The 15247-nt window shown below is 35.4% G+C and carries 16 protein-coding genes; all 16 read right to left on the reverse strand.

Annotation, left to right across the window (positions count from 1 at the left end; translation table 11 throughout):
- Window positions 1–9 precede the first annotated feature (9 nt).
- Window positions 10–2724 (reverse strand): phage tail spike protein, encoded by a 2715-nt coding sequence (locus tag IGL90_RS11070; RefSeq protein WP_430604648.1) that lies wholly within the window; start codon window positions 2722–2724, stop codon window positions 10–12.
- Entirely contained in the window at window positions 2706–3440 is a 735-nt protein-coding gene (locus IGL90_RS11075) for a tail protein (protein ID WP_002364482.1), read from the reverse strand. The genes IGL90_RS11070 and IGL90_RS11075 overlap by 19 nt, the downstream gene beginning before the upstream one ends.
- Entirely contained in the window at window positions 3430–6327 is a 2898-nt protein-coding gene (locus IGL90_RS11080; RefSeq protein ID WP_430604673.1) for a tape measure protein, read from the reverse strand. The genes IGL90_RS11075 and IGL90_RS11080 overlap by 11 nt, the downstream gene beginning before the upstream one ends.
- A gap of 247 nt (window positions 6328–6574) precedes the next feature.
- Entirely contained in the window at window positions 6575–6925 is a 351-nt protein-coding gene (gene gpG, locus IGL90_RS11085; RefSeq protein WP_002357039.1) for a phage tail assembly chaperone G, read from the reverse strand.
- 52 nt (window positions 6926–6977) lie between these two features.
- Window positions 6978–7826, reverse strand: a complete 849-nt coding sequence (locus IGL90_RS11090; RefSeq protein WP_048737447.1) for a major tail protein — start codon at window positions 7824–7826, stop codon at window positions 6978–6980.
- A complete protein-coding gene (locus tag IGL90_RS11095; protein WP_002357037.1) occupies window positions 7827–8201 on the reverse strand; it encodes a phage tail terminator family protein in 375 nt (124 codons plus the stop codon).
- Between the two features lie 2 nt (window positions 8202–8203).
- Window positions 8204–8602 (reverse strand): HK97 gp10 family phage protein, encoded by a 399-nt coding sequence (locus IGL90_RS11100; protein ID WP_002357036.1) that lies wholly within the window; start codon window positions 8600–8602, stop codon window positions 8204–8206.
- On the reverse strand, window positions 8595–8963 hold the full coding sequence (locus IGL90_RS11105) for a hypothetical protein (RefSeq protein WP_002357034.1): 369 nt from the start codon (window positions 8961–8963) through the stop codon (window positions 8595–8597). Before IGL90_RS11105 ends, IGL90_RS11100 begins: the two co-directional genes overlap by 8 nt.
- Window positions 8960–9304, reverse strand: a complete 345-nt coding sequence (locus tag IGL90_RS11110) for a hypothetical protein (protein ID WP_002357033.1) — start codon at window positions 9302–9304, stop codon at window positions 8960–8962. The genes IGL90_RS11105 and IGL90_RS11110 overlap by 4 nt, the downstream gene beginning before the upstream one ends.
- Before the next feature lie 13 nt (window positions 9305–9317).
- Window positions 9318–9500, reverse strand: a complete 183-nt coding sequence (locus tag IGL90_RS11115; RefSeq protein WP_002357032.1) for a hypothetical protein — start codon at window positions 9498–9500, stop codon at window positions 9318–9320.
- Window positions 9501–9528: 28 nt separating this feature from the next.
- Complete coding sequence (locus IGL90_RS11120; RefSeq protein ID WP_002357030.1) at window positions 9529–10416, reverse strand: DUF5309 domain-containing protein; 888 nt, start codon at window positions 10414–10416, stop codon at window positions 9529–9531.
- A gap of 13 nt (window positions 10417–10429) precedes the next feature.
- Window positions 10430–11053, reverse strand: a complete 624-nt coding sequence (locus tag IGL90_RS11125; RefSeq protein WP_010706493.1) for a DUF4355 domain-containing protein — start codon at window positions 11051–11053, stop codon at window positions 10430–10432.
- A gap of 218 nt (window positions 11054–11271) precedes the next feature.
- On the reverse strand, window positions 11272–11592 hold the full coding sequence (locus tag IGL90_RS11130) for a hypothetical protein (protein ID WP_002380436.1): 321 nt from the start codon (window positions 11590–11592) through the stop codon (window positions 11272–11274).
- 56 nt (window positions 11593–11648) lie between these two features.
- A complete protein-coding gene (locus IGL90_RS11135) occupies window positions 11649–11879 on the reverse strand; it encodes a hypothetical protein (RefSeq protein WP_002380437.1) in 231 nt (76 codons plus the stop codon).
- Window positions 11880–13784 (reverse strand): hypothetical protein, encoded by a 1905-nt coding sequence (locus IGL90_RS11140; protein ID WP_002393613.1) that lies wholly within the window; start codon window positions 13782–13784, stop codon window positions 11880–11882.
- Window positions 13759–15246, reverse strand: coding sequence for a phage portal protein (locus IGL90_RS11145; protein ID WP_048737452.1), 1488 nt, complete (start codon window positions 15244–15246; stop codon window positions 13759–13761). Before IGL90_RS11145 ends, IGL90_RS11140 begins: the two co-directional genes overlap by 26 nt.
- Between the last annotated feature and the right edge of the window lies 1 nt (window position 15247).

Consider the following 15247-nt stretch of genomic DNA (forward strand, 5'->3'; position numbering starts at 1 on the left):
ACACCCTTTCTAAAAATTAATAACATCACGCGGATTGATTCGTTGCCACTGTGCGCCTTTCCATACTTCAAAATGGAGATGAATACCTTTAGCAAGTCCAGTGGAACCCATTATCCCAACACGACTATTAGTAGTCACTTTTTCGCCAACAACTAAATCAACTGAATCCAAATGACCATAATAGGTCCAATAACCATCATCGTGTTTAACAACAACATAGTTTCCACCAGTTCCATCATAAGTGACGGTTTCAACTGTACCGCTACGCGCCACATAAACAGGGGGGCTCGTGCCTGCTGGCACTGAAGCAATATCTATACCGCCGTGAATAACGTTCGTTCCCCAGCCAATTTGGTCCCATTCTTGTGTAATCGTATAAGTTGAGCGAACAGGGTTTATCCAAGTTGGCTTACTAGGTTTCAAGTCTTTCAGCAAGTTGTACCAATATTGAGCTAATGGAATACGTTCAGGATGAGTAACAGCTGGTCGTTCAAAGTTCGCTTCAAATGCCATCGTAGCGGTACCGATATCTGTTAATGCTTTAAATTGTGCTACCGAATACGGATAAGCCGCGGAAGGAATATATTGACCATTATGCATATGCCAATCTAATAATTTCAGCTGCGTGGTAATATTTCGATAGTCTCCACTGATTCCAGCTTGACCTAGCAAACGTTGCACATAAGCACGGCCGCTTTCGCCAGCAATTGGCGATGTCCATTGAACTAGACCGTAACCAGGGCCGCCACCGCCTTCATCAATATCAGGCATAATTCCAGATTCTTGATCCATATTTCCTAAAATTCCAGCGGCCGCTTGTTCGCTGTAGCCTTTTGATTTTAAGAACTGCCAAACCGCCCAAGCATTTTTCTCTTTTTCGGTTGTTAGCTCTGGTGGTACATCACCATCATTGCCGCCTGATCCATCACCAGGTATTACTTCTTTACCTCCGACAATCAACCTATCAACTGTTATAGTTGATTTGCTTCCTTTTGGTCCAAAGAAGTTAAAGTTATTACCAACAAAGAACTGTGTTAGACCAGTAATTAAATGACCTGCTCCTGATTGATTAGATAATCCAATAATTTTCTGAGGGTTATCTGCGACCAGTAGTAACGAATTGCCATCAGATACTACAAGATTTCCATTAACATCTCTCAAGTCTGGAAAAGGATTCCCTTTTGTTCCTATTGAGCCAATGTGGCTATTGCCATTCCAGAATTCTAATCCTTGCTTAGTCAATTCCATTATTTTCGTTTTCCCATTCCAAGCTTGCAGAGCGCCGTTAACTAAACGCAAAATATCTCCATATGCATTGAATGATGTCTCAAAAATATCAGATCTAATTTTACCAGCTCTGATAAAGTCGGCATTTAAAATACCATCAATAGTCCAAGCGTTTCTAAAGGGGCCTTTCCATCCAGTAGTTGAAAAACCGATACCTTGGTTATTAATAGCGATAACATTCTTTGCGGTATCTGTGGAATCTGTATCCATAAAATAAAGCGTATGTGGCCTATTTTTAGGATATTGAAGAATACTACCACCTTTCACGCCATTGATTAAATCGGTAATGTAATCAATAAAGTTACTCATGTAGTCTTTTTTAGTTAAGGTTTTAATTGCTTCTTGAAAATCTTGACTTTGCTGTTTATAAAAAGCAACTTGGATATCTCCAGCAGTAATCTTTATTGTTTTTTCTGCTAAAGCATCATAGACAATCCCTGTAACTTTCGTTTGAATGTCAATATCATAAAACTTGTGATACACAGTGAACGTATCGAATAAATTATAGTTTCTCATTTTAGCAAATTCTTTTGCTTCTTCTGAATCTGTGAGTTTCTCAATTTCTAGTTCAATAGAAACTTTAGGCTTATCACTTCCTGGATATAATGTAGTGAAGTATTTACCTGCCGCTTTATTTAAGCTGGATAAATCTTTTACTCCTTGATCTTCAGTGAACTGAACGTATTGAGCGTAAACATCTGGATATTTGTTGATATATTCGCTCTTAACCGCATCTCCATAAATCCGTTGAGAAGTTCCGTCTGCACCACTTTGAAGCTCTGCAAATGGTAAAACTTTAGTAACAATTGATTGCCAATCAAATTTAATGGTTAATCCTTTTAAATCTTTACCATAACGAACAGTGCCAACGTTATCTCGTCCTCTACGTCTTAACAAAGATAATTTAAAAGGTTCTCGTTTGATTTCTCCACCCCAATATTGAAGCAAAGAACCTTGTTCACCAGCAATACAATTAAGTACGTTTCTAGCTTCGAATACCGTACTAGAAGCTGTGTTAATATCAGAATAAAGTTTGATATCGCATGGTTCGTCCATGTTCTGTTCGATTAATCTCATAGCTTCTGCACCATTACGATTATCAACTGTTACTAGCCTCACTTGTCTGTTTCCTAGTTTATAAGTACGAGATTGAGCATAAATGACAATACTATTAGTAAACGTATCTTTAAACGTTTGTTTGATCTCGAAAATGTGGTATTCTTCTAAGTCATTCGGCTTTGCTTTAATCTGATAGCCATTTTCAAAATAATCACTAAATCTGCTAATCGCTGGATAGTCCATTTCTAGTTCATATTTTCCGTTTGCTTCTTCAGTGATTTCGCAACGTGTCGCATCAATAAGACGTCCTAAGCCGTTTGTTGTAAAATCTTTTTCTCCAGGTTTAAAAATAACTGGAATCAAACTTTTCGCCTCCAATTAGGCTGAACTTTAAACTCTGTCACTTTTCCAGTCCAGCGAAAATTATTTTCTCCACTTTTTAAAATTGGGTAATCTTTGAAAAGTGTTTTATGATCCAAGATTTCAAACGCTCCACCTGATTTTCGATAAGCTTCTTGTTTTTCTGAATCAATAATGATATCTCCATCTATAGCTTTTAATGCATATTCCTGATTATTGATGAAAAAAGAAATATCCCCAGAACCCAAAATCTGAATAGTAGGTTCTGAAGGATATTTTTCTGTGTTTATTAATTGTTTAGGATTACTTGTCCAATATTGGCCAATACGATTTTTTTTGAAAGGTCGGATACTTACAGTAAACTCAAAAGGAATTAAAACCCCTGTTTTTCTTGTTCCTGTAAACTTTGGTGGACTTGTTACGATGGCTTGATAGATGTAATGTTCATCAAAATAGACGATAAAGTCTGAGTAGTTTCCCATATCGAGCCAAAACGAGATTTCATCTTCTAAGAAAGATACTTCTTGTAAATTTCTTGCTTTCGCATAGCATGTAATGGTGCGTTCTACATTTTTATAATACTCAAAATCAACAGCTATTGAATCATTACCCATTCGCTCCCTAAGCTCTACTACACGTCCAGCAGAAAGTCGTTCAGGTCTTTCTCTCATAAACACATTGAATTCAGAGCTATGTTTTCCATTAAGAAAAAACTGACCTCTTTTAAATTCCACCAAAAGCACCTCCTACTGCATCGCTATCTCTATTTTTGACGACTTGAATGTATTTAACTAATTTTTGAGCCATGCTCATTAATTGCTTATCATCTAATTCACCCATTGCTTGTAAATTAATGTTAAAGGTATCACCACCAAAGGTAGTCGTTGCATTGCTGTTGTTCTTATCCGATTTAGATGCTTGAGATTCCTGTTGACTAATATATCTACCTGTGACAGAAAAATCCGGTAATTCCGTTGGCAAATCAGTCATTTTTTTAACCGATTTATCCAAAGTTCCTTTTTCTTGGTCAATGCCATCCACAACACCCAACACGATATTTTTACCAATCATATCTCGCATCCAGCGCGAAGGAGAATGAATATCTAAAGCTCCTTTGATTTTTTCTTTGATATTACCAGCTACTTCTTGAATTTTTTCCCCAACTGCGTTAATCATAGATCCGATACCATTGATCAATCCTTGAATGATATTTTTACCAATTTCAAATAAATCAACATGTTTTAAATCTTCAAAAGTTTGTTTTACATTCGACACTGTATCACTGACACTTCTTGTGAGATTATTCCATGCGTTTTTAGCGCCTTGTACCATGTTGTTGAAGGTTTCTATTGTGCCATTTCTAATTCTATACCAGGTTTGAACAACACCATCTTTTATTCCAACCGCCGTATCAACAATCCACTGTTTGAAATTGGACCATGTATCTTTTGACCATTGAACAGTTGCATTAAATGTATCAATGGTTCCTTGTTTTAGGTTGTTCCAGCCATCGATCACACCATTTTTAATGTTTTCTACTGTTTCGAAGAACCAAGTTTTCAAACTTTCCCATATTCTAATTGCTTCAAATTTAATATTTATCCACGTTTCGATGATAGAATATTTAATTTCAATCCAAACGTTGATCGCTCCATATTTAATGTCAATCCAGAGTAAAGTGAAAAATAACTTCACATCAATCCAAATCTTTTTAATTGTCAACATCAATCCATTAAAAATAGAAGTGACTGAATAGGAAATAGCTGTGACAGTGTTATAAAAGATATTTTTAATGCCAAACCATATTGTTTGAGCTGCTTCAGCAATATTATCCCAAACGGCAATCATGTTCTCTTTTGCTTCTTCCCACCCACCTGTAATCATTGATGTGATGAAAAGTATTGGAGCTAACAGAACATTTTTTAGAATGGTAACGACATTTTCAGCGATCATTTTGACATTTTCAATGTTCGCTTTCATAGCGTTAACAACCATTTTAAACGCATTTTTGATTCCTGTTACATACGGACCAATATATTTCCAAACAAAATCAAATGCTGTTGTGAAAACATCTGATATTGATTTTCCAATACCCTTAAACCAATCTTTCGCATTATCAAAGCCATTTTTAAAACTTTCGCCAACGCTTTTAGCACTATCAGCAGCACCCTGCTTGATATTTTCCCATGTGTTTTTTGAGCCTTCTTTTGTTGAATCCCAAAGTCCACTAAAGAATTCTTTAGTACCATTCCATTTATTTTTAACCCAGTCGGCTGCATTTCCAGGTGCTTCTTTCATCCATGTACCAGCATTTGAAAAAGCTTCTTTTGTGCCATCCCACATATTGCTGAAGAATTCCATTGTCGAATCCCAAGCTTTTACAACTACATCAGCAGCGCTTGAAATGACCTCCTGTATGTTTTTCCAAATGTTTTTAACAGCATCTCTAAAACCTTCATTGGTTTTCCAAAGATAAATAAACGCTGTGACTAACCCTACTACAGCAGTTAAGATTGCAACAAAAGGATTTGATAGCATTGTCTTATTTAAAATTGCTTGAGCTATCGAAAGTGCTTCTGTACCTTCCCTCCAAGCTTTAAATGCTGCATTCACTTTATTCACAAGCATCAACGTACCAATGCTACCCGCTAAACCCGCAAGTAGCGGTGCATAAGGTTTTAACGTATCATACAATGTTTTAACTGTCTTTATCATTGGCGGAATCATCTCCGCAAACTTAGATAAAGCCGCTTCCATCTTTGCGCCTTTATCAGCAATGATTTCGCTTATACTTCCAAAGCCCGCACTTTTTAAGCCTTCGTCAATTTTAGTAACAACATTGGCCACGCCACGAACGATCGCAGTTTTCATGTTAGCTAAACCAGTTTTAATACCCGCGGTAGAATCTTTAGCGATCTGCTCTAATGATTTAAGGCCTCCACCGCCCTCTTTATTCAATTTTATTAGAGAATCTTGGAATTCTTCAACTGAAATTGAACCATCAGAGAGACCTTCTTTCATCTGACCAGCAGTTAACCCCATTTGTTTCGCTAAAGCATTCAACGCTGGACCCAAACCACTGTTAATCATTGAGTTCCAAGTTTGCGCATCTACTTTACCATTTGAGAACGATTGGGACAGCTGGATAATAGCATTGTCTACCATCTCTGCAGACCCACCAAAGCCGAGGATACCGTTATTTAAAGCTGCGAAAATCTGTTCTGATTTACCTAAATCATTTGTTGATGAAGCGATTAATTGAACACCTTTAATAGCGCTATCTAACGGCGTAGGCAGCCCTTGGATACTTTTCTTTAAGCTATCCATTGTTTTAGATGTTTCACCAGCTGAAAAGCCCATATTTTCAAACACACGATTTGCGTTATTTAACGTATCTACACGATTAATGGCCCCGTCGATGTTGCTGGTAATCAATCCAATACCTTTAGAGATAATTTTAGTTGCTCCGCTAGCTAAAAAGTTACCAACAAAAGACGTCCATATGCTCCCAAGAGATCGGCCGCCTTTTTGTCCTGTTCTATCAACTTCAACATCAAAGCCTTGTAACTTTTTTACTGCTGAATTTAATCCTTGTGAAAAGCCAGATTCATCCAGTATCATTTTTAAGACTAAGTCTTCATTGTTCAAAAAGTACCCCCTCCCTCTTAGAACATAGTATTTTCATCAAGATATTTGATATTTTCAAATTCGTCTACAGCATCTTTAAATGCATAAATTTTCAAAAGCTCGTTTAAATCTGTGTTTTCGATCTCATTTAAAGTCCACCCATTCTCAAGAAGCGAACTTTTTAGTTCTGCTTCTCGATATTGTGGCGTGTACTTAAAATGAGGATGATATAAAAGTTCCGTTACTTTTTTTTCTGTTCAGAATAAATTGCATCATAACCAGAAGTAACAGAACCTAACAATTGAGCTGTAATTTTCAATAATTCACGAGCATCCATACCGTCAATATATTCTTGTCCAGTAAACTGTTTTTCAAAAATAACGTCAGCAATAAAGTCATAGCATTCTCTTAAAATAGGACGAATTGCTTCCATATCATTTGTTTTTGTTGCTTCTTCTAACCTGATTTGTAAATCCGTACCTGTATCCATGACTGAACCTGGTAAAAATTCTGCCGACGTGAATTGTTTTGTAGTATATTTGCTTCCATCTTTAATCATTAATTTAATTTTTTGTTGAAATTTACTTGCCATTTTAATTCCTCCATATAAAATAGGACGACAAGGTCGTCCTAAACTGTTATTTTTAATCTGCTGTTGTTACATTTAATGTACATTTTGCGGTAAAGTTACCATCTTCTGTTGTGACTACGATTTCCGTTGTCCCTTCTCCTACAGCAGTAACCTTCCCTTGAATTGGTGTTACAGTTCCAATAGCCTCACTTTCTGAACAGAACTGATATTTTTTATTTGAGGCGTTATCTGGTGTAATTGTCGGTGTTAAGGTTGCTGTTTGGCCAACTTTTAAATTTAACTCTGTTTGGTCTAAAGTTACACCAGTAACAGCAGTAGTATTTTCTTTACGTGGATCCATTACCTCAGTAAACCAGTTTTTAATCATCTCTAAGTCGACACCTTCATCGTCTTCATCCACGGAATACATATAACCCAACCCTGGAACATCAACGAAAGACCCCGTCCATTCTGGATGAGTATAAGATACTGAACTTCCTTCTAATGTAGATGTTTCATCAGATGTTAAAGCAAATTTTCCTTTATAGAAAATCGTATAGCGATATTTACCGTTCGATTTTCGGCGACGGTAAGCAAATGCTCCATCTGATGCAATATCATCCGCAGACCGCAATACGCCACCCTTTAATTTTTTTCCCCCTGTAATTTCAGCTAAAACTTCATTTTGGTAGCCGTTTGTTTCTAAAGTAACTTCTGCACCACCAAATGCAACATACTGATCTTGAACTACACTATCGCCATAGTCAGGCGTTGTTTCTGTTGTAACATCTGGTTTGATACTGACAGCAGTACCGATTGTAATTGGCGTTCCGTAAACTGGAAAAGCGCCCGTTTCGTCTGTTAGTGGGAACCACGTTGGCTTCTCTACAGAAATGACACTTACATTTTTCTTTTTTGCCATCTATTTTTCACTCCATTCAATTAATTGTGGGAACGCAACATTAAAATTGATATGTTGAATTCCGTCTGTTTTAAACGTTTGATAATCTTCTGGAAACAATTCATTTCCGTCCAAATTCAACACATTAAAAAAAGCCCCACAGCTTTCTGTTAGGCTTGTTACTAATTGTTTATCTTTCTTACTATCAACCAGTGCAATATCAACATTGTATGCTTTATTTTGAACGTTTTGACCTACATTATCAGTCAGACTCTCTTCAAGACTTAACACAAAATAAAACGGTTCTGACGATTGCATTACATCATCAAGATAGATAGGCGCATTCGAGAACTGTTTTATTGTGTCAGTAAGCATTTTTAAAATTTTATCGTACATATCTATCCTTTCTTAACAATGATAATCGCCATTTGTTTAAATCGTTTCGGAATATATGTTGCATTAGCTAATTTATTAGATTTTTGCAACATAAATCTGCCTTTAACAAATCCGCCATTTTTTGTTCGGTGGCCATCGTTTACATATCTAAAGTATTTTTCATTATTAATCAATGCTCCCACGATACGACCACTAGACAACTTTCTAGCTTTAATGATTCGATAGCCTCGTCTTAAATCACCCGATTTAATTGGTGTCATAGGTACAATTAACTGATAAATTTTAGCTAACGAATCATTCACCATTGCAGCACCTTCTTTTTCAGCAATGGGTGTCATTTTCTTTAAATTTGCAATAACTTTATCAGCATTTGATTTCATTCTAAGATCGCTTTTACTCATCAATTGAACTTCCTGATAGCACTACTTCTATATGGCTTGGATAATAAAAAGGTTTTTTTGAAAATAACACATGTTTTTGACCTGTACCTTGAGTAATAGTTATTCTATCTCCTTTTTTAACTTTTATATTAGGTTCTAAAAAAAGTTTTTGTTCTTCATAAGAGATATTAAACGCTTCTTTGTTTTCTATTACAGGTAAGTTCCCCATACTTCCTTGAGAGAAAGCACAGGGTAACTTGCCAACATGAATTGGAAAATAAACTTGTTCAGTAATCCCACTTTCCGTATTTTCAATATCGCTCATTCTCTCAATAACACAGGTATCAAAATAAGTAGCTGCTAAAATTTCTGCTTCATTCAATAGAAAAACACCCCGCTATCACAGCCTAAAATACGTTTAATAGCACTGCTATAGTTCTTCATGAGTGATTGTATGTCTTTTGATTCAACTACATAACTAATTGATGTATCACCACGTTTTACACTAGCTACAGACTTATCTATTTCGTTTTTTAAAGCTTTGTAGATAACCTCAATTATAAGTTGTTCAAACTCGTCCCAAGCAATATCAATTTTGCAAGTATTGTAAGAATTGATTTCAAAGATAACAAGGTTTAAAACAGACAAAATCCTATCTTCAGAAGCGTTAGGTAGCATCAATTGAATTTTCTCAACGATTTCTTCTTTTTTTTCATCAACCATAAAGCATCATTACCTAAACTTTAAAAGTATCTGCAGCACGTTCTAATATCTCAATAGCTTCTTTGTCATCTTCTGAAACTACAAATTCATTATTTTCGTTTGCTGTGATAAATTTTTTTGTTTTAGGATGCATAAAGCCCACAAAGTTTTTCTTGTCAAGCACACGATAGGTTACTTCTTTTTTTGCTGTTGCCATTTTTAATTTTCTCCTTCGTTATTATATTTTAGGCTTTCAAGTTCAAGATTGCTCCAGAATTAGAAGCTTTGTATTCAATTGAATACTCACCAACTAATCCAATCCGTCTTGAATCTGTTGTTTTTGCTAATTCTTCCGCACGCCATTCACGTAGTGGACGTAATTTTACATAATTAGTATCAATAGCTGCGATTGTTCCATTAGGTAAATTAGGTTCAATTAACGCAATTCCTGAGCCGTAATTTGAGACAATATTTCCAAGTTGCAATCCAAAAGTAAGTTTATCGCCAAATTGCACAATTTTTGTTGATTTTTCATCCAACTGATCAGTCATTAATTCTTGCATATCAGGTGCTACTAAACATAATTTTTCGCCCATGTATCCTTTTTGGAACATTGTTTTAAATAAGGCATCAATATCTTTTCTTGTTACTGCCCCCGCAGCTGCTGTTTCGACTTTATTCGTTGAGCTAATCAAATTTAAAATTCCGTTCATCTGACGACCTTTAGAACCAGATTCATCAGCCTTTACACCAACAATCAATTTACGATTTAAGTCAATTTTCATTTCTGTAGCACGAAGAGCTACTTGGCTATTCAATTCATTTCCTACACCATCTACATTAATAGCATCTAATGTGCCAGATACAGAAGTTGATTTTCTGAAAATTTCAGTATAGTTGTTAAACCATGTACGATCAGATTCCGCATCTGCGTATTCTCCGCCTTCTAATTGAGCAGATGAATCATCATTATTCATGCCATATTCTCGCCATTTAATCTCAGTTGACTTGGCAGCTTCAACTTTGCCTGCGCCTAACAAATAGCTTAAAAATGGTGTGTTTGGAACTTGTAATGCGTTAACTTCCTGTGAAATATCTAAATACTCAAGATTATTTAATGAACTTTTTTTCATTTGTAGTTTCCTCCTAATCGATAAAAGCTTGTAATTTTTGTCCTAATGCTACCTCTGGATTTTCAAACGATTTTGTTTGATTACCAGTTCCCATGTTGGTTTGTTGCGATTTATTACCAAAAGCTTTAGTCATTTCTACATTTTTAATAGCTTCTGCATGCTTATCATTTATTGCTTCTAAAAGCTCTGTAAAGCCTTCTACAGCCTTCTTAGTAAATTCAGTATCTGAACTAACAAGATTATTTAACATAAATTGAGAAATAGAATCTTTCAAATCTCCGTCCCAATCTAAGCCAGCAATTTTTTCTGCAACAAAAGCCTTATTATCACTAGTCACACGTAATGCCTTTTCAGCTTCAAATTCAGCCTGTAATTCTTCTAATTTAATTTGTTCAGGAGTTTTATTTTTCTTAGATTCTTCATACTCCTTGATTGTTGTTTCCTTGATTTTTTCAAGATTATTTTGTTTCCAAGCTTCTAATTGTTTATCTGCAGCTGATTGTGACTGTGATTGTACAAATTTTTGTGCTTCCTCATTTGATTCTACAAATGCCTTAAAATCATCGAAAGTGAAGTTTGTACCACCGTCTTCTTCTGCAAACATTTGTAAATTCATTGGTAATAGGTTTGGTTTCATTTTGTTTCTCCTTTCGCCCCACGATTCGACTAATCGCCCCGCATTGCTTTAGATTTATTTATTGCGCCCCACCATTCAATTAAGCCCAGCATTGCGCTAGTTTAACGTCATTTCGGACAAAATAAAAAGCCTAACTTTCGTCAGACTTTAATTGCTTTTCTTCTCTTAGTAAATGCTCTTCATAATCTGCATCTAAGTAATCATAGGGATCCATCTAATCACTTCCAATTCTTATGGACCAGTTCAGCACCTAACATTTGATAATCAGTGACAGCATCTTTTACGTTTTGCAGAGTCCTAGACACAATCGAAATAGTTAATTTACTTTTTTTACCTGGTAACGAATACAAAATATCAACGTGACAATAATTACCACCCCAAACTGATTTAAGCTCATCTTTGACGATATTACCGTTGCCATCTCTCAAAGTGTGTTTGGTTAAGTATCGTTCGTTTTCTTGTTCAAAAGCTTTTTTATAGGCTTTTTCTGTACCATTGGTAACTTCTAGATTTAATACTGCTTCGAATAATCCTTTCATGATCTCACCTCCAATTTAGGGTATAAAAATAGCACTCAAAGTTATCCTTTAAGTGCTTAGTAAAGTCTGCTATGGTAATCTGACGGGACGTGGACCGATTTATTTTCTTTAATATGCTCATCAATGAATTTCGCTAATTTTTTTGCACCTAGAATAGAAAAATCGAAGTCATCACTCTTTGTTACATCGATATATTCATATATTGGAAACTCATCATGGAAATGTTGTTCATACTTTTTAACTGCATCATCAATAATAGACCATGCGCCATCTTCGCAACTAAACACTTATTTCACCGCCTTTAAGATATCATCTACTAATTTTTCCCATTGGCTTACTGCTGTCGGAAAAATCTCTTTCATTAATTCTCTTGACTTATCGTTAGCAACTACTTCTGTCATATGTGCAAAAAATTCCGTTTCTGTGCTACCTGTTGTTTGCCAATAGCGCTTGCCGTGACCAAAACCTAACGGATAGTCTCCTAAAGAACCTATAGATTCAATCATATCTGAAATAGCGGATACTGAGTTAGGATTTTCCCTAACTATTTTTGATAATCGTTCTCTAGTTTTTTGTAAGTTCTCTGTATTTTTTTTATAAATTTCCGCCCTTAAGTCATCATAAGCCTTTTTCTTATCCGCATTTCTAGGTCTATTACCTAAATCATTATAGGATGGCAAATCTCCGTTTACATATTTCCAAAAATCGCGTTCTAGCGCTTCTTTAATGTTATACTCAGAAAGTGACGATGCGTGTGTTATATGCACTTCTATAAAAGTGGTTCGTCTTCCTAGCTTTCTTTTTATCAGTTTTCCTGTCGGCATCGTATTTTTTCCTGTTAATACTTCAAGCCCAAGATGATCCAAAGCATGTCCTATCTCATGATAAACTGTTTGATAAGGATTAACACCCCTATCCCCATCAAATGATTTTTGACTAAGTTGAATTGATTTGCCTTGTGCAAATGCTCTTACTTCTTTGATGTCTTTAAACTCCAACTTATGCCCTATCACATTTATTAAGTTTAGCACCCTTTGGTCAGTTATCCCATCTAAATGATCTAAAAAATTAGAATAATTTTCTTTTCCTAAAGCTTCTTGCATGTTTGTTTTGTCTAATACGGATTTTAAATCGAGTTTAGTTGCACTAACTTTTGGATGATTTAATTTAATACCCCACTGCTTACTTGCGAATTCATCCAATAAATCACCAAACATCTCTTCATACAATTTATCTATGTCATCGCTAATTTCAGGAACAATTGGTATTTCAGTACAACGGCAACGTCCATGATACGGTGGATGCCAATCATCTTTAATCTCTTTTCCATGACGTCCACCACAAATAGAACAAACACGCTCATCTTCTGCCGACCAGCTTTGTGTTTGCTTAACACCTATATCCTTTAGCGATTTTCTTACACCTTCTACCGCAAAATGTGAATATTCCGTTCTAACAAGATTTTCAATCGAACGATTAAACTTTCCTTGTTCCAACTTAAACATACCGCTAATAACACCATCGTTTTTCATCGTTCTAAGAGCTTCCACAACTCCTTCACCACTTGCCAATGAATTAATAATGGAATTGCTCAAACGTTGCTCTAGGGTTGATATATTGCCCCATAAACGAGATGAAAATGTTTTTCCGCTCCACGGATAGTTCATGATGTTTTCTAGTTCATTCTTAGTTAAACCAGGTGCTGAACCGCCTAATAATTGTATCAACGCATTAGAATTAGAATTGTAGATTCGTTTTGTGATATTCTCTAAGTCGTTATTAAATTTACCGTTAACATCACTAGTTATTGCTTCACCTGCAAGGGTAGAAAAAATGTCTGCTCGTAATTGTAACAAGCGATTAACTTTCGCATAGTCAAAGGATGGAAAATATTCATCAATGAATTGTTTATAAGCTTCATCTGATTCCATCAACTTTTCATAGTTTTTTTCGATATACTTGCGGTACTTCTCTTGATCTTGTTTGCTAAAGTCTTCTAGCATTTCACTTTGAGTGATATCGTGTAAATCTGCTTGTGACAACAGCTGTCTTTGAATTTTAACTAAAGCACGTTCGAAAACAGATTCTAGCTCATTAAGAGTTTTCTTTTCCAGTTTCAAACGTGCTTTATCTTCTAATTCACGACGTTTTTCCCAATAACGTTCACTAGCCGTTGTTTTCTTCTTCGTCATTACCTGCACCACCTAGTTCATCATATTCACCGCTAGGATAATCTTGACCTTGTTCTAAATTCATCAAGTCCATTTCATAATCTGGGTCTTTAACAAATGGAATCTGATTAATAATTGTTCGTTTGGATACAAATGGTGAAAGTTTAGGCAATGCATCAGCAAGATAACCGATGTCTGTTGGCAAGCTACGACTGAATGTGAATACAATTTTTGACACATCAACATCTAATTTATCCCTAAATTTAATAAAGGCAGACATCGTCTCAGCTGCTTCTTTCAATCCTTCTTTAAAATACTGTTCTTTAGTATTTGTTTTAGCTTCTAGTGTAATAATTTGCCATTTGCGAGCTTCGCCAGAGCTATTAGACTTAAATACTTCATCATTGAAATCGATTGACTTAGTTACCGTGTAATAAAGCTTTTTCAGCTTATCAAGATGATACTCGTTGAAATCTTTATTAATGTCTTTCGTTACATACCCAACCTTAGCTTGTGGATCTGGCAAATTAATAATACCTAATTGTTCCATCATTCTTTGTGCTTCTTTTTCATCTAATCGTGAGCCACTAATGGCCATATAAGCAAGTTTAAACTGTTCAACTTCGTTTTGTTGGTCTGATAAGCTTCTATCAAATGCATCAGAAAGTTCTTCCGCCACTTCAAAATCGCAATAACGATTCGTGTTATTTTTAAATTCTGATAAGTAAAACGTTTCTAGCGGGTTTTCTACTTCCTCAATCAATTTAAATGTTCCAGATGCACTGACTAAATTAGATTCAACATATCTGCTATATATACATATTCTTTTTTTAGTAATGACTTTCATTTCTTCGAAAAATTTTTTTTGATGTGTATCGTATTTTTCACGAATAAAGATATCTGCATTTTCGTATTTTTCAGCTTTCCATGGTTCGATATTGCTCGCCCATAATTGCCAACCTTCCACGGTTTCAACAGGTTCTAACAAACGAAAAGCAACACCACAAGCTCCTTGAAACCGAGCTGTATCAGAATCAAGCATGGCAAACCGCATATCGTTTACTAACTCTGCTAATTTGTCGAATTCTTCAGGAGTTTTTGTCTCATTTCTGACATTCCCTGAAAACAAGTCTTTTACCTTTGAACCCATTTTTTGCAATATAGATTTGCGTTGTTCGGTAATATCATAATCCCACTTAATTGGAATGCCTGTGAAATGGTCAGCTGCTTGGTCGACAATAGTATTGTATAAACCAGCATGAAGTTTATTATTCACTTTTATAATCTCTGTGTTTGGTTTAGGTCTTCTATCGATCTCATTTTGTTCGCTTGTATAGGCTTTGTACTTACGCTCTCTATCATCAAAAAATGGCTTCATTTCAGTAATAAAATCATTAGGATCGAAAACTTCTTCATTAATTTGTGTAGAATATTTTGTTCGCACTCTTTTATACCGCTTCAAACTTAAATTGTTTTGAAACATT

This window comes from Enterococcus sp. DIV1307a (assembly GCF_050537425.1).
GTDB classification, from domain to species: domain Bacteria; phylum Bacillota; class Bacilli; order Lactobacillales; family Enterococcaceae; genus Enterococcus; species Enterococcus faecalis.

Coding starts and splice junctions, on each gene's coding strand:
- IGL90_RS11110 (WP_002357033.1), bottom strand. CDS start 9,304: ATGGTTGATGAAAAAAAAGAAGAAATCGTTGAGAAAATTCAATTGATG.
- IGL90_RS11095 (WP_002357037.1), bottom strand. CDS start 8,201: ATGTACGATAAAATTTTAAAAATGCTTACTGACACAATAAAACAGTTC.
- IGL90_RS11125 (WP_010706493.1), bottom strand. CDS start 11,053: ATGAAACCAAACCTATTACCAATGAATTTACAAATGTTTGCAGAAGAA.
- IGL90_RS11145 (WP_048737452.1), bottom strand. CDS start 15,246: ATGTTTCAAAACAATTTAAGTTTGAAGCGGTATAAAAGAGTGCGAACA.
- IGL90_RS11090 (WP_048737447.1), bottom strand. CDS start 7,826: ATGGCAAAAAAGAAAAATGTAAGTGTCATTTCTGTAGAGAAGCCAACG.
- IGL90_RS11130 (WP_002380436.1), bottom strand. CDS start 11,592: ATGAAAGGATTATTCGAAGCAGTATTAAATCTAGAAGTTACCAATGGT.
- IGL90_RS11115 (WP_002357032.1), bottom strand. CDS start 9,500: ATGGCAACAGCAAAAAAAGAAGTAACCTATCGTGTGCTTGACAAGAAA.
- IGL90_RS11100 (WP_002357036.1), bottom strand. CDS start 8,602: ATGAGTAAAAGCGATCTTAGAATGAAATCAAATGCTGATAAAGTTATT.
- IGL90_RS11140 (WP_002393613.1), bottom strand. CDS start 13,784: ATGACGAAGAAGAAAACAACGGCTAGTGAACGTTATTGGGAAAAACGT.
- IGL90_RS11080 (WP_430604673.1), bottom strand. CDS start 6,327: ATGATACTGGATGAATCTGGCTTTTCACAAGGATTAAATTCAGCAGTA.
- gpG (WP_002357039.1), bottom strand. CDS start 6,925: ATGGCAAGTAAATTTCAACAAAAAATTAAATTAATGATTAAAGATGGA.
- IGL90_RS11120 (WP_002357030.1), bottom strand. CDS start 10,416: ATGAAAAAAAGTTCATTAAATAATCTTGAGTATTTAGATATTTCACAG.